The organism is Kordiimonas sediminis (assembly GCF_014656395.1).
GTDB lineage: Bacteria > Pseudomonadota > Alphaproteobacteria > Sphingomonadales > Kordiimonadaceae > Kordiimonas_A > Kordiimonas_A sediminis.
The window spans coordinates 804,118-822,352 of the sequence record NZ_BNCI01000001.1; the positions used below are offsets into that span (position 1 = coordinate 804,118).

Sequence of the window (18,235 nt, forward strand, 5' to 3'; positions counted from 1 at the left end):
ACTTTGACTTAAGAGAGATTTGCTACTATAGCCTCTCGCTTAAAGTCAGCTGGAATAAATGGGCCTGTTTGACAGGCTAATGCAGGGTCAAACCAAACCATGTCTTCATATGATGTTATTGTTATCGGTGGTGGTCATGCCGGCTGTGAAGCCGCTGCAGCCAGTGCACGTGCTGGTGCCAACACATTATTGGTCACCCACAAGTTAAAAACTGTTGGTGAAATGTCCTGTAATCCAGCGATCGGCGGATTGGGAAAAGGACACCTTGTTCGGGAAATTGACGCGCTGGACGGTATAATGGGCAAGGTAGCCGATGCATCCGGTATTCAGTTTCGTTTGCTGAATCGCCGCAAAGGTCCAGCCGTTCAAGGGCCGCGATGTCAGTCTGATCGCAAACTATACCGCGAAGCCATGCAGGATATTCTCTTTTCCTATCCTAATCTGTCAGTTCTTGAAGGTTCCGTAGAAGATCTAATTGTTTCACGTGGAACATCTGAGGGTGAGGTAGACGCATTGTCGCCAAGTGTGACCGTCAGCGGCGTGATTTTGGAAAACGGTACAAGACTGGAAGCACAGTCAGTTATCCTGACAACCGGAACATTCCTGCGTGGTTTAATCCATTTGGGACAGAAAAAAATTCCGGCAGGCCGTGTCGGTGAAAAGCCGTCACTGGGTCTATCTGATACGTTGATGTCGATTGGTTTTGATCTGGGCCGGTTAAAAACAGGTACGCCTGCACGCCTTGACGGCAAAACCATAGATTGGTCAAGGTGTGAAGAACAACCGGGTGATGACCCCGCAGTACCTTTTTCTTTCTTGACCGATACAATAACGGTGCCACAGATCAGTTGTTATATGACCCGCACCACAACTGAGACACATAAAATTCTGCACGAGAATATTCATCTGTCCCCAATGTACAGCGGTCAGATTGAAAGCAAAGGCCCACGGTATTGCCCGTCTATTGAGGATAAAATCGTTCGGTTTGCAGATAAGGAGAGTCATCAGATATTCCTTGAGCCAGAGGGGCTTGATGATGACACCGTTTATCCAAACGGTATTTCAACCAGTCTGCCTGAAGAAATCCAGGAAGCATTTATACGCACGATCCCGGGGTTAGAAAATGTTAAAATCCTGCAGCCAGGCTATGCTATTGAATATGATTTTATTGACCCGCGCGAATTAAAGCCAACCCTTGAAACACACCGTGCCACAGGCCTGTATCTGGCGGGGCAAATCAATGGTACCACCGGATATGAGGAAGCCGCCGCACAAGGTCTGGTTGCCGGAGTGAATGCAGCAAAAGCCGCACAATCGGATGACCATCCTTTCATACTGGACCGTGCAGACGCCTATATAGGGGTCATGATTGATGATCTGGTCACGCAAGGCACGCGGGAGCCGTACCGAATGTTCACGTCCCGTGCAGAGTACCGTTTGATTTTGCGTGCGGATAATGCAGACCAGCGACTTACACCGATTGGTATTGCCCACGGTATTGTCGGGGTTGAGCGCAGGGAAGTTTTTACAGCAAAAGAGACCGCCTTACAGGCAGCCAAAGAAACGCTTACAAGTCTTTCTATGACACCCAGTGAAGCACTGAAAAAAGGTATCAAGCTTAATCAGGATGGTATTCGCCGAAACGGGATGACCCTCCTGGGGATTAATAGTATTTCCTTTGATGATTTGCGCGGTGTATGGCCGGATGAATTGGCGGATATATCGCCAGAGGTAGCGGAACAGTTATCCATTGATGCGCTATATGCAGGATACGTTGACCGCCAGAGAAATGATGTAGAAGCCTTCCGTAAGGATGAAAATATTCGTATTCCAGAGGGAATGAATTTTGACGGCATTTCGGGTCTTTCCAATGAAATGAAAGAGAAGTTCAAAGTTGCTCGACCAGCAACTCTCGGCGCGGCAGCCCGTATAGCAGGCGTTACGCCAGCCGCACTTACCCTAATTCTTGCCCATATTAAACGCATGAAGGCAGCTTGATTTATGGCCGTGTATAGTAGCGATGATTTGCAGCGTGATTTGAATGTTCCACGTGAAACAATGGCGCATCTTGAAACATATGCGGCTTTGTTGACTAAATGGCAAAAGGCAAAGAATCTTGTCTCTAACTCCACACTACCGGATATGTGGCGAAGGCACTTTCTTGATTCGGCGCAGCTGGTGCCCTTTCTAACTGATCGTTTTTCTACTGATTCTAAGATAGTGGATATCGGATCGGGTGCCGGTTTTCCCGGTCTTGTTTTGGCAGTTATGGGCGTCGGCCATGTTCATCTTGTTGAATCCAATGGGAAAAAATGCAGTTTTATGAACGAGGTAAACCGTCAGACAGGGGCGGGTGCCGTCATTCATAATGATAGAATTGAAGAATTAGATCCTTTTGAAGCTGATATTATTTCGTCACGGGCCTGTGCCAGAGTGAAGCAATTGATGGACTGGGCCCGGCCGTTTTTAAAGGAAACAACGGAATTTTGGCTTCTTAAAGGGGAATCTGTGGATGATGAATTGACCGAAGCTCAATTATTCTGGAATATGCAGGTTGAGACGTTTGATAGCCTGTCAGAGCCTTCCGGTGTGATTGTCCGGTTATATCAGGTATCAGAAAAAAGAAATTAACAGCCATACACATGACCATGGTTTCTACTGTGGACAAATTTTCGGTGGTCGGGGGAGTATCTTTATGGTGTCGGAAACAGGTGCCAAAGTTATCGCAATTGCCAATCAAAAAGGGGGCGTTGGTAAAACTACTACGGCCATTAACCTGGCAACTGCAATGGCCGCCGTTGGTAAGCACGTTCTGATAATTGATCTTGACCCCCAGGGAAATGCCAGCACGGGATTTGGCATTGATAGGGAAAACCGTCAGGTAACATCTTATGATGTTGTGCTTGGGGCTGCTCCTGCTGATGAAGCCATTGTTGAAACGAACATCCCCAGTGTGGAACTGATCGCTTCAACCATTGATTTGTCGGGTGTTGATCTTGAGCTTGCAGATATGCCGCAGCGGAATTTCCGGCTGCAACGTGCTCTAGCAAATGGGCATCTGCGCGGTAGCTATGATTATATTCTGATTGATTGTCCGCCGTCGCTATCGTTGCTGACAGTGAATGCGCTTGTTGCGTCTGATCAGGTATTGGTGCCGCTACAGTGTGAATTCTTTGCCCTTGAAGGGCTTAGTCTACTACTTCAGACCATTGAACAGGTGCGTTCAAGCCTGAACCCCACGCTTGAGATAAACGGAATTGTTCTGACCATGTATGACGGCAGGAACAATCTGTCAGCTCAGGTGGCTGAAGATGTTCGAAATTTCCTTGGAGATAAAGTGTATAACACGGTTATACCGCGGAATGTCCGGGTTTCAGAAGCCCCGTCACACGGTGTGCCTGCGCTTATTTATGATCACCGGTGCGCAGGCAGTCAGGCATATATTGATTTTGCGCGGGAATTATTGGGGCGCGACTCGGCGCTTGCGGCAGAATAAATAATAAAAACAAAAGGTTATGATGAAATGAGCATTGCGAAGAAAAGAGGGCTGGGTAAAGGACTTTCCGCACTTCTGAATGATGACAGACCAGCAGGTGCTGCGGGTTCAGATGATAGAGCCATAGTCGGGGACCCGTCCCGACGGTTGTTGCCTGTCAGTTTTCTGGAACGTAACCCTGATCAGCCCAGAACCAGGTTCGATACTGTGGCGATTGAGGAATTAACCGCTTCTGTGAAGGAGAAGGGCGTCCTACAGCCGATTCTCGTCCGCGAAATAGGGGAAGACAGGTATCAGATTGTTGCGGGTGAACGCCGTTGGCGTGCAGCACAGAAAGCTGGTATTCATGATGTACCGGTTGTGGTGCGTGATCTGTCAGACACGGAAGTGCTGGAACTTGGTCTGATTGAAAATATTCAACGTGAAGACCTGACACCGATTGAAGAAGCGAAAGCTTTTAAGCGCCTTATGCAGGAGTTTGGGCATACACAGGAAGTGTTGAGCGATATTGTCGGCAAAAGCAGGTCCCATGTGGCAAACCTTTTGCGCCTTCTGACTTTGCCTGTAACGGTACAGATCCTTGTTGATGATGGTAAACTGACAATGGGGCATGCACGGGCATTAATCGGCGTCAAAAATGCAGAAATTATTGCACAGGAGATTATCGCAAAAGGCCTGAGCGTTAGGCAAACAGAAGCTTTGGCAGCAGAGGATAAGGGCAATAAACCCCGCACTATTGCTGCTGCGCGTGCGCGCCGGTCTGCGAACAAAGATGCCGATACAATTGCACTGGAGAAAGATTTATCTGCGGCCATTGGTATGAAGGTATCTATTGACCATCAGGGTGAAGGCGGTGATATCGTCATTAAATATGCTTCTCTTGAAGAGCTTGATGACCTGTGTGGCAAGCTGGGCGTTTGCGGGCTCTAAGTCTACCGTTTCAATCCAAAAAATCAGGGACGCAAAATGTTGCGTCCCTTTTTTGTTGATCTTAATTGGCTCTGACTGTCCACATCCATTTGATGGGCAGGAGTTAACCCGTCTGTATCAGTAAGTGCATGTGGGGATTAGGCTAGCTTTGCCTCAATCGCATTCCAGATATCCGCTTCAAGGCATGCATCGTCATAGGCGTTGATGGCCTGCAGTCCAGTAGGCGATGTAACATTAATTTCGGTCAACCAGTCACCAATCACATCAATGCCGACAAATATGAGGCCCCGGTCAGACAGCTCTGCGGATAAACGCGCGCAAATTTCTTCTTCCCTTTTGGTTAGTATAGATTTTTCTGCGCGTCCACCGGCGACCAGATTTGACCTAACTTCCCCATCCGCAGGCACGCGGTTAATGGCACCAGCCGGTTTGCCGTCAATCAGGATGATACGCTTGTCGCCGTTTTTAACTTCGGGCAGGAATTTTTGCACCATTAGGGGTTCACGCGAAGAGGCTGTAAACATTTCATGCAGGGAACCAAGGTTGCTATCATCTTTGCGCAGATGAAAAACACCCGCACCGCCCATTCCGTATAGCGGTTTGACAATAATTTCGCCATGTATTTCACGAAATCTTTTGATCTCATCCAGTCGGCGTGTGATTAGGGTTGGCGGCATCAAGTCACGAAACCGGGTCACAAAAAGCTTTTCAGGTGCATTGCGGACTTCTGCAGGGTTATTCACAACGAGTGTATCGGGGTGAATTAATTCAAGCAGGTGCGTGGCCGTAATATATGCCATGTCAAACGGTGGGTCCTGGCGCATGAGAATGACATCTATATCACTACGAAGGTTCAAGCGGACCTGGTCGCCAAATTCAAAATGTGCCCCGTGTTCGCGCTTTACGCTGACAGGCCTCGCAATTGCAAAGACGTCACCGTCACAGTATGACAGGTCTTCTGGAACATAATGGAACATTTGATAGCCGCGTTTCTGCGCTTCCAGCATCAGAACAAAAGTACTGTCCCCGGAAATGTTGATTGTTTCCATTGGGTCCATTTGAAAGGCTACTTTTAATGCCGATGTCATATCTTTAATCCTTTGTATTACCAGCAGGCTAGCTGGATGCGCGCCATGCGTTCCTGATATGGTACGGAAACTTTCCGGGCACAATAGTTACGACATCAAATCTGAGTGAACAAGCTTCAAGTCTATTTGCTCGAACCCACCATAAAAGGCTTTTTTCAATGCGGCTTTGTTGTACGTGATTGATTGATTCTTTGGCAATCGCGTGGGTTTTCCGTGCTTTCACCTCAACTGCTATGACCGTGTTTTTACGTTTTACGATCAGGTCAATTTCGCCAACAGGTGTTTTGTATCGGCGCGCCAGTATTTTATACCCTTTCAAAAATAGCCAACAGGCAGCAAGGGTTTCCGCATATCGACCCTTGCGTTCACTCTGCTGCCGTTTATTTAAAGGGGGATTCGTAATTGTCGGTCCTTTTGTAGCGGAATCTTTTTGTAAGTATTTTCAGGGTCAGGGCTTTTTACCGCTTAGGTGCAGGGCGCGGTTATACAGCTCCTTTTTATTTACCCCCAAGAGGTCCGCTGCAAACTTTGCCGCGGACTTCACACTCATATGTTCCAGCGCCAGTGTGAGCGTTGTATCAATATCAATAGCGGATGTCTGCTCGTCACTGGTTTGATCATTTGGTGCCATCACTATAACGATCTCGCCCTTTGGATTACCGTGTGTTGCATAGTAGTCAATCAACGCACTTAAGTTGTCTCGCCGTACTTCTTCAAACTTTTTGGTTAACTCCCGGCATACGGCTGCTTGACGGTCCCCCAGTACAGACCGGGCGTCTGACAGACTATCGGTCAGTCTTTTCGCGCTTTCATAATAGACGAGGGTGCCACTGTTGCGTTTCTCAGCCTCGAACCAGTTTTTACGGGCGCCTGATTTTGTGGGCGGAAATCCCAAAAATGTAAATTTGTTGGTTGGTAGGCCTGCGATTGACAGGGCTGTAATCGCCGCGCATGGGCCGGGAATGCCGAAAACGCTGTATCCCTGATTCTGCGCGTCTTCTACCAGCTTATACCCTGGGTCAGATATCAGGGGTGTACCGGCATCAGAGACAAGAACAACAACTTTCCCAAGTGCCAGTTCTTCCAGAATGCGGGGCCGCTGCCGTTCTCCATTGTGTTCATGGTAGGGAATAAGGGGCTTTTTGATCAGATGCGCTAACAAAAGCTTGGATGTAACCCGGGTGTCTTCACAGGCAATCAGATCCGCTGCTTTCAGCGTCTCTATCGCGCGGCGGGTAATATCCCCCATGTTACCGATTGGGGTTGCAACTATATAGAGGCCGGACGCAGTGGAGGAAGGCCTAGTTTCTGACATGATTTTTGCCTATAAACTATTTAACGAAACGCTGGGTGCTGGTAAGTATGATTTATTGGTGCAGACTTGCAAGTGTTTAGACAGTAGCAAAGGGCTTTCATGATTATTTCGTGCCGCTTTTCCGGAGCTATCCGTTCCTTGATGGGAGGGGTTTTGTGCTGTCTCGTTGTTGCGTGTGGGCCTGAAACTGCCCCGCCTGCTTTAAAGATTGAACAACCGGCTGCTCCAGAAACTGTAGTCGTTCCCGAACCCCAAGCCCAAGAAGACGTTAAGCCCGAAGGTCCAAGGCAGGTGAAAATCGGGCTTCTGCTGCCCTTGTCCGGACGGGAGCAATTGGTGGGGAAGGATTTGTTCGCAGCTGCAAGTATGGCGCTGTTTGATGCCTATGACCCTCGAATTGAACTTCTGTCCTTTGATACAGGCGGGACAGTTTCCGGTGCAGAGATAGCAGCAGATGCTGCACTGAATGCCGAAGTTGATGTCATTATCGGGCCGTTGCTGGCCGAGAATGTGACGCGGGTTGCAGCCATTACGCGTGGGTCCGATGTTCCTATACTGGGGCTTTCAAGTGATAGCGAGGCCGCAGAACCTGGTGTGTATGTTATGGGGTTCTTGCCCGAGGCAGAGGTGAAGCGCATCATCGATTACGCCGCCAGCATGCAGGCTGTCAAATTTAGTGCCATGATACCCGATAGTCGGTACGGCATGCGTGTGCGGGAAGCCTTCGGGGATGCTGTTTTTGATGTGGGCGGCCGTATTCATTCCCTGGAGACATATCCAAATGACCCCGAGGCGGTGGTTGAGCCAATTAAAAGACTGGCCGATTATGATGAACGCCGCAAAAATCATATTGATGAAATACGTTTTCTGCGGTCGCTTGGCGATGACATGACGAATGAAATAGCCAACCGACTTGCCACACGAGAAGTATCAGAGTCCCCAGATATTGATGCGATCCTTCTACCAGAAGGCGGGGGGTTATTGCGTACATTGGCACCGCTGTTGCCCTTCTATGAGGTTGACCTTGACGAGGTTAAATTGTTGGGTACGGGCCTTTGGTATGATGAAAGCCTGACGAACGAGCCGCCGCTGCGCGGCGCTTGGTTTGCGGCACCGGCTAATCCCGGGGTTACAGATTTTCTGGAACGGTTTGAACGTGATATTGGCCGGGCGCCTTCCCGGGTGGCAACGCTTGCATACGATGCGGTGTCCCTGATTGCCATTTTGACGCGGGAAGCAGACCTTACCGGCCCAGACCGTCCGATAACCAATGCGAAATTGATGAATCCTAATGGGTTTCAGGGCATTGACGGGTTATTCCGCCTGTTACCTGACGGTACCAATGAACGAACCTTGTCTGTTTTGGAAATAACCAAGGATGGTTTCAAGGTACTTGATCCCGCACCAGCGGCGTTTCCATTGTTTGGCTATGAGGTTACAGAAACAGCGACGGTAGAATGAAGTTCATAACGGGCAAGCCTTTTGGCGTAAACTTCAGCATATCTTGATCCTGTTGCATAAATCCGTCGGTGATCAGGTCATCAATCTTTGTGAAATCAATATGATCCTTGGCAGATATCCCAAGTGTAGTTGCTTTGGCGCGAATATTGATACCGTCCATCAGTCTTAGTCCCATCATGACCTGTTCGGTAAAACGGTCAACAGGGTCAAGGGACACGGTTGATTCTGTACCGTGACCATATTGGTCCACTTTTTGGACCCAGTCCTCTGGCCGGCGGATTTGCTGGTGTGCCAGGTACATGTTGTTTTTGCTAACCAATCTGCCATGGGCGCCCGGTCCTATGCCGTAATAGGGGAGCCCCGACCAGTAAGCAAGATTATGGCGGGACTGCTGGCCTGCACGCGCATGGTTGGAAACCTCGTACGCGGGTAAGCCTGCACGAGTGGTCATATCCTGTGTCAGATTGAACAGGTCGACGCAGATATCGTCGTCAGGCAGTTTGTATTTGCCGCGTGCAAACTGATGATAAAAGGCTGTGCCCTCTTCAATCGTTAACTGGTACAGAGATAAATGGTCCGGGTCATAGGTTAAGGCTTCTGCGAGCTCTGCTTGCCAGCTTTCCAGTGTCATTTCCGGTCGTGCATAGATCAGATCAAAGCTAACCCTTTCAAAGTTGTCTCGCGCTACTTGAAGTGCTTTCTTCGCTTCGTCCACCGAATGAAGACGCCCGAGAAACTGTAAGGCATCGTCCCGAAGTGACTGAATACCAACGGATAGGCGGTTTACACCGGCCGATCGGTAAGCACGGAATCTATTGGCTTCCACGCTGGACGGGTTTGCTTCTAGGGTGATTTCAAGGTCTGGTTCTGTTTTGCAGCGCTTGAAAACATGGTCAATCAGGTGCGCAACTGTTTCAGGGGGCATCAAACTTGGGGTGCCGCCACCAAAGAAGATGGAAGAAACGGTCGCACCGGGTTGAAGTTTCAGAAAATAATCCAGCTCTGAACATAGCGCCTTTGTCCACAGCTCTGTATCAACCGTATCACGGACATGGCTGTTGAAGTCACAGTATGGGCATTTGCGTTCGCAAAAAGGCCAATGGATATAGAGCGCAATTTGCCCGTCATAGTCCGAGGTGGCGGGCAGGGATACCGTCATTGATTGTCGCCGAAACAGGCCGCAATCAACTGTTTAAAGGCATCTGCACGGTGGCTCATGGCGTGCTTGTCAGCAGGCTCCATTTCAGCAAATGTTACCGCATGACCATTTGGAATAAACATGGGGTCATATCCAAAGCCTTTGTCCCCCCTAAGTGGCCATGTCAGGGTACCAAAAACCTTGCCTTCGAAAGATTCCATATGACCGTCTGGCCATGCAAGTGTCAGTGCACAGGTGAAATTAGCAGCCATATTATCCTGATCTTTAATAAGCGCGTGGATTTTCTCCATGCCGACGGTGAAGTCTTTCTTTGGGCCTGCCCAGCGGGCGCTATAAATCCCGGGGTCCCCGTCCAGGGCATCAACTTCAAGCCCGCTATCATCAGCAAGAGCAGGCAGGTTGGCGGCTTTTGCGGCCGCCAGTGCTTTGATTTCGGCATTGGCGATAAAGGTCAGGCCATCTTCAATAGGCTCAGGTAATCCAAGATCCCCTGCAGATACTGTTTCAACACCAAAGGGCGCAAGCAGTTCCCCAATCTCGCGCACCTTGCCTTTATTGTGGCTTGCAATAACAAGTTTATTGCCGTCAAAACACCGAGCCATAATAGTCTTCCTTATCCGATAACCTGTTTCTGGGTCTTGCCGATCTCGGTACAGCCGATGCGAGCCAGCCGCAGAAGACGCAGAAATTCTTCTTCAGAAAAGGCTTCTTCTTCGGCCGTGCCCTGAATTTCGACAATGCCACCACTGCCTGTCAGAACAAAGTTAGCGTCCGTTGATGCTGCGCTGTCTTCGTCATAATCAAGGTCAAGAACGGCCTGTCCTTCGAAAATACCGCAGGAAACCGCAGCGATCGTGTCTGTCAAAGGATGGCGTTCGATAAAGCCTTCGTTATATAGCCAGTCGCAGCACTGCTTCAGGGCAACATAAGCACCGGAAATGGACGCGGTGCGTGTGCCGCCGTCGGCCTGAATGACGTCACAGTCGATACGGATCTGCCGTTCACCAAGGGCTGTAAGGTCAACAATGGCACGCATGGCACGACCAATTAGGCGCTGGATTTCCTGTGTACGGCCAGTTTGGTTGCCGCGTGCGGCTTCGCGGCTCATTCTGCTGTGGGTCGACCGGGGCAACATGCCATATTCTGCTGTCACCCACCCTTTGCCGGTGTCACGGAGCCAAGGCGGTGCCTTCTGTTCGAATGTAGCCGTGACAAGTACATGGGTGTCCCCAAACTTTACAAAACAGCTACCTTCCGCATGTTTGGCGTATCCTGGTATCATTTCTACCTGACGCATTTCGTCGGCAGCACGTCCGCTTGGTCGCATGGTACATTCCTTTTTCTCTGAAACAGCATTGTTGTGCCTGTTCTAGCTTCTTATATATGTTTCGTCAAAACGGAAGTTTGTCTATTCCCTGATTGACGAAAGTTTGAAGGGTTTTTAAGATTCCAGCCATGCAGTTACATGAACTAAATGAACGGTCACAGGATATCTTTCGCACGATTGTCGAAACCTATCTGCGCACTGGCGATCCTGTTGGGTCCAGAACCCTAAGCCGTACGGGGACAATCAGTGTATCCCCCGCGACTATTCGCAATGTAATGGCGGACCTGGAAGACGCGGGGCTTTTGGAATCGCCGCATACGTCGGCTGGCCGTCGTCCCACTGATCTTGGTCTTCGGATGTTTGTGGATGGCATGCTGGAAATTGGCAACCTAACGGCAAATGAACGGGAGTCGATTAAAGGCAAAAGCCAGAGTGTGGGACGCACGCTCGAAGAGGTTTTGAAAGAAACCACCCAGGCTTTGTCAGGGCTGTCCAAATGTGCCTCCATGGTGATGGTCCCCAAACAGGAGTTGGCGGTCAGACAAATTGAATTTGTACCCCTTGGTCAGGACCGGGCGCTTGTTGTCCTGGTGTCAGAGCAGGGGACGGTTGAGAACCGGATCATTTCAGTGCCACCGGGGGTGACGCCATCGGAACTTAATCAGGCCAGTAATTATTTGACAGCACGTCTTGCCGGACGCACGGTCGAAGAAGCCCGTCTCTCGATCGAGGAGGAGGTAAAACAACAGCAGACCTTGCTCGACTCTTTAACAAAGAAGGTTATAGACAGCGGTTTGGCGGTTTGGGCAGGTGGGGATGATCCGTCTTCATTGATAATTTCTGGTCAGGCTAATCTGCTTGAAAACCTTGAGGCACAGGAAGACCTGGAGAGAATTCGTCAGTTATTTGAAGAGCTTGACAAGAAGTCTGAGCTAATTCGGCTGTTGCAGCTTGCCAAGGACGCAGGCGGCGTGAAGCTATTTATCGGTTCAGAGAATAATTTATTTTCCCTGACGGGTTCATCTGTGGTTGTTTCTCCCTATATGAATGGCGCGAACAAAATTGTTGGTGTTGTCGGGGTGATCGGGCCAACCAGGCTGAATTATTCCCGCATTATCCCAATGGTTGATTATACGGCGCGGATTGTTTCCCGCCTTCTGTAAGGACTGAATGCAGCACAATCACTATGCTTTGCACGGTGTGTGTGGCAAAAATTAATACATGAAAGCTGAGTTTATGAGCGAACAAGAAAATAAAGAAACAGACCTTCCTGAAGAGGAAATTGTGGCGGATGACGCAGTTGAGACAGATGCTGCCGCTGACCAGTCAGAGGACGATCCGATTGCTGCGCTCGAGGCAGAAGTGGCGGAATTGAAAGACCGTCTGGTGCGTACTATGGCCGAGATGGAAAACGTCAGGCGTCGGGCAGACCGTGATAAGTCAGACGCAAGTGCCTATGCTGTAACAGCTTTTGCCCGTGATATGTTATCGGTTTCTGATAATTTGCGCCGGGCACTCGATAGCGTGCCTGAAGAAGTTGTAGAGAGCATGAAAAGCTTTGCCGAAGGTGTTGAAATGACCGAGCGTGAACTTTTAAACACGCTGGAACGGCACGGCATTCGACAGGTTATTCCAGAAGTAGGCGAAAAGTTTGATCATAAATTGCATCAGGCCATGTTTGAGGTACCAACAACCGAGCACCCAACCGGGTCTATTATGCAGGTTGTGGCGAACGGCTATGTGATCAAAGATCGTTTGCTGCGCCCTGCTATGGTGGGTGTTGCAAAGTCGGATGACCAAAAGCCAGTTGATACAACGGTATAGCTATATAGAAAATCACCAAAAAAAGGGGCCGAAAGGCCCCTTTGTCGTTTGGGTGGCTGGCCGTTTGGTAGCTGGGGAAAGGAATGTCCAAAAGGCGGCTGGCAACACCAAAACATCTGTACTGATACTAGTTTGGCATAATTACCTGATCAATGACATGGATAACACCGTTTGATGTCTTGATATCGGTATTGATAATAGTTGCACCGTCAATCATCGCGCCATTTGTTGCATCAATAGTGACATTACTGCCTTCCACTGTTGCCGGGGTTACTTTTTTGCCAGCAATGTCCTTTGCCATCACTTTGCCTGACAGTACATGGTAAGTCAGTATGCTGACTAGTTTGTCTTTATTTTCAGGACGCAACAACATTTCTACTGTGCCGGCGGGTAATTTTGCAAAGGCTTCATCCGTTGGGGCAAAGACAGTGAATGGCCCATCGCTTTTAAGTGTATCCACAAGGCCAGCAGCTTTCACAGCAGCAACAAGGGTATTAAACTGGCCTGCACCAACGGCAGTATCCACAATGTCTTTATCAGCCATTTTGCCGTGATGATCCGCAAGCACAGGTGCTGCTGCAAGGCCGAAAACCAGGCTGAAAACTGCCATTATTTTGGTACTGAAATTCATTTGAGCTTCTCCACATATCGGTAAAAACAGGTTCGTACTCGGAACATGTTTCCCGTTTACGCCGGGAGGCGATCTGTAGATGAAAGATGACGCTTTCGTGATCTAAAAAGCTATCTAAGATTGATTGGCATATACTATATGTATTTTTACTGTGGGAAGGTGCCGGATGGTGGTCCATCCGGCATTTCGATTACAATATCTGTCTCGCCGTGTTTCAACATATAGACGGTCGCGACCATAGCCATTTTGCCAATATCCTCACTTGCCTGCCCAACCTTTTGGGTGTGCATGTATCCGATCAGAAGGTCTTCTGCACCGGCGCGGTCCAGTGCGATCTCCTCAAGCAGGTTCGCAACGACCGCATAGTCTTCGTCTGTTACGTCAAAAGAACCGCTCAGATATGGCTCTTTTTCTTTCAGGACTGTAACCGCAAGTGTTCTGGGCATTTTGGGCCTCTACTTAACCTTTTCTTCGATCAGTGCGAGGGTCTTATCAATTCCGTACAGCGCGATGAAACCACCCATGCGCGGTCCCTGGCTTTGACCAAGAAGCACTTCATAGCACGCTTTGAACCAGTCCCGCAGGTTCTCAAAACCGGCATCTTTACCTGCGCTGTAGACTTCGGTCATTATAATCTCGCTGTCTTGCTCGTCAGGGTCCAGTGCCTTCAGCCGTGCAGTCAGGCTTTCAAAAGCCTGACGTTCCTGATCCGTTGGGTTCCGGAAGGCTTTTGCAGGCAGGACAAAGTCTTCATAATATTTGATCGCATATTCCATGATGCGGTCAAGTTCCGGATAGGCGTCAGCCGTTGCACCGTCTACATATCTGGAGATAAAGCCCCACAGCGCGTCTTTATTATCTGCGTTGGCAGCAGACACAAGGTTCAGCAAAAGTGCAAAGCTGACAGGCATTTTCACCTCTGGCACATTACCATTATGGATATGCCACGCGGGGTTTTTATACTGGTCCGCCAACTCCTGTTCCTGGTACTTGTCCATGAAGGTGTAATATTCGTCAACAGCCTTTGGAATAACGTCAAAATACAGACGTTTTGCTTTCCGGGGGCTTTGGAACATGTAAAGCGCCAGGCTTTCCGGGCTGGCATAGGCAAGCCACTCTTCGATTGACAAGCCATTGCCTTTTGATTTCGAAATCTTCTGGCCTTTGTCATCAAGAAACAACTCGTATGTCAGGTTTTCTGGTGGTGTTGCACCGAGAATACGACAAATGGCAGAGCTTAGTTTCACGCTTTCGCTCAGGTCCTTACCGGACATTTCATAATCCACATTCAGGGCGACCCAGCGCATTGCCCAGTCTACTTTCCACTGACACTTTACTTTGCCGCCGGTGACGGATGTTTCAACGCGGTCGCCTGCTTCGTTTGTGTAGGCAATGACCCCCTGATCCGCGTCCACAATTTCAACAGGGACCTGCAGGACAATGCCTGTGTCCGGGCAAACCGGCAAAAACGGGCTGTAAGTTGCCTGTCGCTCTTCGCCGAGCGTAGGCAGCATAACCTTCAGAATTTTGTCATAGTTCTGGCAGATTTTAATCAGGGTGTCGTCGAACATCCCTGCCGCGTAACATTTTGTGGCTGAGTAAAATTCATAGGTGAAACCAAACTGATCAAGGAAGGAACACAAACGCGCGTTATTATGCTCACCAAAACTGTTGTGGGTGCCAAATGGGTCTGGTACCTGCGTCAAAGGCTTACCAAGCGCTGGTGCTATCAATTCCTTGTTCGGGATATTGTCTGGCACTTTACGCAGGCCGTCCATATCATCGGAGAAACAGATCAGCTTGGTCGGTATATCGCACAGTTCCTGAAACGCCCGCATAACCATTGTTGTACGCGCAACTTCACCAAAGGTACCGATATGCGGCAGGCCGGACGGGCCATACCCGGTTTCAAAAAGAACGTATCCCTTCTCTGGCGGGTTCTTTTTATAGCGTTTGACCAGCTTTTCTGCTTCAACGAAGGGCCATGCCTTTGAGCCGAGCGCGAGATCAATATTTCCAGTCATATCGCTATACCTTTTTAATGAGAGTTAAACTAAGTTTGGCATATATATAGCGCCGAACGGGAACACAAGCCAATAAAGGCGGGAACGCTAAAGAATTGGCAAACTTTCTTCTTTTGTTCTTTTTCTTGTCACAGAAATCATTACGGATATAGTGCACGCCTATGGAAGATCTGGTTTTACAGGCAGAAATGGAAGGTGCTGACATTCAGGCAGTGCCTGTGGCACATGTGGGAATTCGCACGGTGACATTTCTTGATCCCGATGGGGTGATCGAAGAACTGGATCTGGATGATGGACTGTCCCGCGTATCAAAAACCCCGCATTTGGTCTTAAACAGAGTAATGGCAGCGCGCAGACTGGGAATTGGCAGTTTGCAGGCGTATGACGTTTTGGAATTGTTTGCCTTTGTCCGGCCGGCTCGCTTCTGTTTGCCAACGGCATCTGGACTGGTGGCAGCTTTATCACTCGACCTTGCGGCCAGGACTGAAGAAGATATGTGCATGGCGCTTCGGGCCTGTGCGGTTCGTCTGCTAGCGGACCTGGCAAGCGAAACTTACCGCTACCGTGCGGGAAGTGGTCGTGTGGCAACAGCAATGGCGCGGGCAGGTTGGCTGTGGGGGGCGCCTGTCATGTCCGCTTTGTCGGGGCTTCGTGATGACAGTCGGGAAGATGGGTTGGCCGTATGGTCAGCCTTGCCCGACTGGGAAGAAACTGTGCCGCCACCACCGCCCGGCGATGACCCGGTGGAGCCCGATGACAGCAAAAATCGTTTGGCGCAACTTCTCGGGGATAATTCAGAGGAGCGCGAAGGCCAGCGCCGTTATGCGGCGGCTGCAACCCATGCCTTTCGACCGCGTGAATTTGCAGAAGGGCCGAACCTGCAACTTCTGGAAGCAGGGACAGGAACGGGCAAAACCTTAGGCTATATTGCGCCAGCCAGCCTGTGGGCAGAGAATAACGATGCGGCGGTCTGGATCGCAACTTACACGAAAAACCTGCAACGTCAGCTGGATCAGGAACTGTCGCGTCTTTATCCGGACCCGCGCATAAAGCAGAAACGCGCTGTTATCAGAAAAGGCCGCGAAAACTATGCCTGTCTTCTGAATATCGAAGAGACACTGCGGGCGGTCATGATGCGGGCAGGGATGCAAGGTGCAGCCTTGAACGACATGATCCTGATGGGGCTGGTGGTGCGGTGGGCGCGTTTCAGCCGTGACGGTGATATGATCGGCGGTGATTTTCCAAGCTGGCTTGGAGGGCACTTTGGCTTGGGCCGTATTGCCGGGCTAACCGACAGGCGGGGCGAATGTCTTTATTCTGCATGTGCACACTACCGAAAATGTTTCATTGAAAAGGCGGTGCGGCGGTCGAGGCAGGCAGATTTGGTTGTTGCCAACCATGCACTTGTCATGGTGCAGGCGGCAACGCGTATGGATGATCCGGATATGCCGCGCCGGCTGGTATTTGACGAGGGACATCATTTGTTCGATGCCGCTGACAGCGCCTTTGCTGTGCATCTGTCTGGTCAAGAAGGGGCTGACCTTAGGCGCTGGATACGGGGTAAAGAACAGGCGGGGTCTACCCGGGCACGCGGATTGAAATCACGCATGGATGAATTGACGGCAGATGACCCCGAGGCGCGCCAGCACCTTGACTGGCTTTTGGAGTCTGCAAGGTCCCTACCGGGGGAGGGATGGTTATCCCGAGTTACAGGGGCGGTCGCTGCGACCGAGTTTGAGAAGTTTCTGATGTTTGTAAGGGCACAGGTGATGGCGCGGTCAAGCGAGCGGGATACCCGCGGCGGGCATGGGCTTGAAGCCTCTGTCGCAGATCCGGTGGAAGGTTTCATTGATGCCGGGGCTCGACTTTCGCTGAAGCTAGATGACATTCAAAAGCCAATGACAGCTCTCGCGGTGTCTTTGAAACGCAAACTGATCGAAGACGGTGATATGCTTGATAGCGGGACGCGTGGCCGTCTCGAATCTGCCATTCGGTCGCTGACATTGCGCGCAGAGATGGTGAAACTGTGGGTGTCGATGGCTGCTTCTATCGGAGAGAAAGTACCCGATGAATTTGTGGAATGGTTGGAAGTTGACCGCATTCAGGGGCGGGAACGCGATATTGGGGTCTTTCGTCACTTTGTTGATCCAACCAAGCCGTTTGCAGATGTGGTCCTTAGTCAGTGCCACGGTGCATTGATCACATCGGCGACCTTGCGTGATCATAAGGATAAGAATGCGGAAGACAGCGTTTCCTGGTATTCTGCTGATGTGCGAACCGGGGCACAGCATCTGATGATTGCACCCAAGCGCCTGTCTGTGTCCTCACCCTTTGATTATCAGAAACAAACGAAGGTATTGATTGTCGGGGATGTCAATAAAAATGACCCTGAGCAAGTTGCCGCTGCGTACCGGTCTTTATTTTTGGCGTCTGGTGGCGGGGCGCTTGGACTGTTTACCGCTATATCCCGGCTACGGAGCACCTATGCAGCCATTGCACCAGACCTTGAGCATCTGGGCCTACCGCTGTTTGCACAGCATGTTGACCCAATAGATACGGCAACACTGGTGGATATGTTTCGGGATGAGAAAGATGCGTGCCTTTTGGGGACCGATGCTGTTCGCGACGGTGTTGATGTGCCGGGCACCAGTTTGCGGTTGATAGTCTTTGACCGGGTACCGTGGCCAAGGCCCAATCTGTTGCACCGGGCACGCCGCGCAGCTTTCGGGGGCAGGCACTATGACGAAATGCTAACCCGGCTGAAGTTGGGGCAGGCATATGGCCGTCTTGTCAGGCGTGCTGATGACTATGGCTGTTTTGTTATGCTGGACGGTCAGACACCCACACGGCTTTTGGATGCTTTCCCGGACGGCGTAGAGGTTCAGCGCCTGGGACTGCAGGAGGCTGTGGAAATCGTCAGAGACTTTACCGATCTGAAACGATAAAATCCTATTGATGCTCTGAAGAATCTGCCGACAAG

Annotated in this window: 17 protein-coding genes; 8 read left to right on the forward strand and 9 right to left on the reverse strand. The window is 50.2% G+C overall.

Annotated elements, in window-relative coordinates:
- The first annotated feature begins 99 nt into the window (after nt 1-99).
- The 4 genes from mnmG to IE181_RS03615 all read left to right on the forward strand — a co-directional run bounded on the left by mnmG (nt 100) and on the right by IE181_RS03615 (nt 4,426).
- A complete protein-coding gene (mnmG, locus tag IE181_RS03600; protein WP_191250174.1) occupies nt 100-1,998 on the forward strand; it encodes a tRNA uridine-5-carboxymethylaminomethyl(34) synthesis enzyme MnmG in 1,899 nt (632 codons plus the stop codon).
- A 3-nt stretch (nt 1,999-2,001) separates the two neighbouring features.
- Nucleotides 2,002-2,631, forward strand: a complete 630-nt coding sequence (gene rsmG, locus IE181_RS03605; protein WP_191250175.1) for a 16S rRNA (guanine(527)-N(7))-methyltransferase RsmG — start codon at nt 2,002-2,004, stop codon at nt 2,629-2,631.
- 64 nt (nt 2,632-2,695) lie between these two features.
- Nucleotides 2,696-3,496 (forward strand): ParA family protein, encoded by an 801-nt coding sequence (locus IE181_RS03610; RefSeq protein WP_191250176.1) that lies wholly within the window; start codon nt 2,696-2,698, stop codon nt 3,494-3,496.
- A 27-nt stretch (nt 3,497-3,523) separates the two neighbouring features.
- A complete protein-coding gene (locus IE181_RS03615) occupies nt 3,524-4,426 on the forward strand; it encodes a ParB/RepB/Spo0J family partition protein (protein ID WP_191250177.1) in 903 nt (300 codons plus the stop codon).
- Between the two features lie 137 nt (nt 4,427-4,563).
- On the opposite strand, the gene gshB is transcribed toward IE181_RS03615, so the two are convergent.
- The 3 genes from gshB to rsmI are packed head-to-tail and all read right to left on the reverse strand — an operon-like array spanning nt 4,564 to nt 6,829.
- Complete coding sequence (gene gshB, locus IE181_RS03620; protein ID WP_191250178.1) at nt 4,564-5,514, reverse strand: glutathione synthase; 951 nt, start codon at nt 5,512-5,514, stop codon at nt 4,564-4,566.
- Between the two features lie 28 nt (nt 5,515-5,542).
- Nucleotides 5,543-5,917: a YraN family protein gene (locus IE181_RS03625; protein WP_191251539.1), complete on the reverse strand. Its 375-nt coding sequence runs from the start codon at nt 5,915-5,917 to the stop codon at nt 5,543-5,545.
- 45 nt (nt 5,918-5,962) lie between these two features.
- Nucleotides 5,963-6,829, reverse strand: a complete 867-nt coding sequence (gene rsmI / locus IE181_RS03630) for a 16S rRNA (cytidine(1402)-2'-O)-methyltransferase (protein ID WP_191250179.1) — start codon at nt 6,827-6,829, stop codon at nt 5,963-5,965.
- A 99-nt stretch (nt 6,830-6,928) separates the two neighbouring features.
- Between rsmI and IE181_RS03635 the strand changes: the two genes are divergently transcribed.
- On the forward strand, nt 6,929-8,290 hold the full coding sequence (locus IE181_RS03635; protein WP_191250180.1) for a penicillin-binding protein activator: 1,362 nt from the start codon (nt 6,929-6,931) through the stop codon (nt 8,288-8,290).
- On the opposite strand, the gene hemW is transcribed toward IE181_RS03635, so the two are convergent.
- The 3 genes from hemW to rph are packed head-to-tail and all read right to left on the reverse strand — an operon-like array spanning nt 8,265 to nt 10,776.
- Entirely contained in the window at nt 8,265-9,449 is a 1,185-nt protein-coding gene (hemW, locus tag IE181_RS03640) for a radical SAM family heme chaperone HemW (RefSeq protein ID WP_191250181.1), read from the reverse strand. The two genes, IE181_RS03635 and hemW, sit on opposite strands and share 26 nt — an antisense overlap.
- Nucleotides 9,446-10,051, reverse strand: a complete 606-nt coding sequence (gene rdgB, locus IE181_RS03645) for an RdgB/HAM1 family non-canonical purine NTP pyrophosphatase (protein ID WP_191250182.1) — start codon at nt 10,049-10,051, stop codon at nt 9,446-9,448. The genes hemW and rdgB overlap by 4 nt, the downstream gene beginning before the upstream one ends.
- A gap of 11 nt (nt 10,052-10,062) precedes the next feature.
- Nucleotides 10,063-10,776 carry a ribonuclease PH gene (gene rph, locus IE181_RS03650; RefSeq protein WP_191250183.1) on the reverse strand — a complete coding sequence of 238 codons (714 nt, stop codon included), beginning with the start codon at nt 10,774-10,776 and terminating at the stop codon, nt 10,063-10,065.
- Between the two features lie 128 nt (nt 10,777-10,904).
- Here rph and hrcA point away from each other — a divergent pair, with 128 nt between their 5' ends.
- Both hrcA and grpE read left to right on the forward strand, forming a co-directional pair.
- Nucleotides 10,905-11,939 carry a heat-inducible transcriptional repressor HrcA gene (hrcA, locus tag IE181_RS03655; protein WP_191250184.1) on the forward strand — a complete coding sequence of 345 codons (1,035 nt, stop codon included), beginning with the start codon at nt 10,905-10,907 and terminating at the stop codon, nt 11,937-11,939.
- Between the two features lie 73 nt (nt 11,940-12,012).
- Complete coding sequence (grpE, locus tag IE181_RS03660; protein ID WP_229819130.1) at nt 12,013-12,600, forward strand: nucleotide exchange factor GrpE; 588 nt, start codon at nt 12,013-12,015, stop codon at nt 12,598-12,600.
- 127 nt (nt 12,601-12,727) lie between these two features.
- On the opposite strand, the gene IE181_RS03665 is transcribed toward grpE, so the two are convergent.
- The 3 genes from IE181_RS03665 to IE181_RS03675 form a co-directional block, all read right to left on the reverse strand.
- A complete protein-coding gene (locus tag IE181_RS03665) occupies nt 12,728-13,231 on the reverse strand; it encodes a fasciclin domain-containing protein (protein WP_191250186.1) in 504 nt (167 codons plus the stop codon).
- 146 nt (nt 13,232-13,377) lie between these two features.
- On the reverse strand, nt 13,378-13,677 hold the full coding sequence (locus IE181_RS03670) for a hypothetical protein (protein ID WP_191250187.1): 300 nt from the start codon (nt 13,675-13,677) through the stop codon (nt 13,378-13,380).
- Between the two features lie 9 nt (nt 13,678-13,686).
- The gene (locus IE181_RS03675) at nt 13,687-15,255 is read right to left on the reverse strand and encodes a lysine--tRNA ligase (RefSeq protein ID WP_191250188.1); all 1,569 of its coding nucleotides are present in this window, start codon (nt 15,253-15,255) and stop codon (nt 13,687-13,689) included.
- A 161-nt stretch (nt 15,256-15,416) separates the two neighbouring features.
- Between IE181_RS03675 and IE181_RS03680 the strand changes: the two genes are divergently transcribed.
- The gene (locus IE181_RS03680; protein WP_191250189.1) at nt 15,417-18,200 is read left to right on the forward strand and encodes an ATP-dependent DNA helicase; all 2,784 of its coding nucleotides are present in this window, start codon (nt 15,417-15,419) and stop codon (nt 18,198-18,200) included.
- Nucleotides 18,201-18,235: the final 35 nt, after the last annotated feature.

Excerpts from the sequence above, each read along its gene's own strand:
- mnmG (WP_191250174.1), top strand. The coding sequence starts at position 100 with ATGTCTTCATATGATGTTATTGTTATCGGTGGTGGTCATGCCGGCTGT.
- rsmG (WP_191250175.1), top strand. The coding sequence starts at position 2,002 with ATGGCCGTGTATAGTAGCGATGATTTGCAGCGTGATTTGAATGTTCCA.
- IE181_RS03610 (WP_191250176.1), top strand. The coding sequence starts at position 2,696 with ATGGTGTCGGAAACAGGTGCCAAAGTTATCGCAATTGCCAATCAAAAA.
- IE181_RS03615 (WP_191250177.1), top strand. The coding sequence starts at position 3,524 with ATGAGCATTGCGAAGAAAAGAGGGCTGGGTAAAGGACTTTCCGCACTT.
- gshB (WP_191250178.1), bottom strand. The coding sequence starts at position 5,514 with ATGACATCGGCATTAAAAGTAGCCTTTCAAATGGACCCAATGGAAACA.
- rsmI (WP_191250179.1), bottom strand. The coding sequence starts at position 6,829 with ATGTCAGAAACTAGGCCTTCCTCCACTGCGTCCGGCCTCTATATAGTT.
- IE181_RS03635 (WP_191250180.1), top strand. The coding sequence starts at position 6,929 with ATGATTATTTCGTGCCGCTTTTCCGGAGCTATCCGTTCCTTGATGGGA.
- hemW (WP_191250181.1), bottom strand. The coding sequence starts at position 9,449 with ATGACGGTATCCCTGCCCGCCACCTCGGACTATGACGGGCAAATTGCG.
- rdgB (WP_191250182.1), bottom strand. The coding sequence starts at position 10,051 with ATGGCTCGGTGTTTTGACGGCAATAAACTTGTTATTGCAAGCCACAAT.
- rph (WP_191250183.1), bottom strand. The coding sequence starts at position 10,776 with ATGCGACCAAGCGGACGTGCTGCCGACGAAATGCGTCAGGTAGAAATG.
- hrcA (WP_191250184.1), top strand. The coding sequence starts at position 10,905 with ATGCAGTTACATGAACTAAATGAACGGTCACAGGATATCTTTCGCACG.
- grpE (WP_229819130.1), top strand. The coding sequence starts at position 12,013 with ATGAGCGAACAAGAAAATAAAGAAACAGACCTTCCTGAAGAGGAAATT.
- IE181_RS03665 (WP_191250186.1), bottom strand. The coding sequence starts at position 13,231 with ATGAATTTCAGTACCAAAATAATGGCAGTTTTCAGCCTGGTTTTCGGC.
- IE181_RS03670 (WP_191250187.1), bottom strand. The coding sequence starts at position 13,677 with ATGCCCAGAACACTTGCGGTTACAGTCCTGAAAGAAAAAGAGCCATAT.
- IE181_RS03675 (WP_191250188.1), bottom strand. The coding sequence starts at position 15,255 with ATGACTGGAAATATTGATCTCGCGCTCGGCTCAAAGGCATGGCCCTTC.
- IE181_RS03680 (WP_191250189.1), top strand. The coding sequence starts at position 15,417 with ATGGAAGATCTGGTTTTACAGGCAGAAATGGAAGGTGCTGACATTCAG.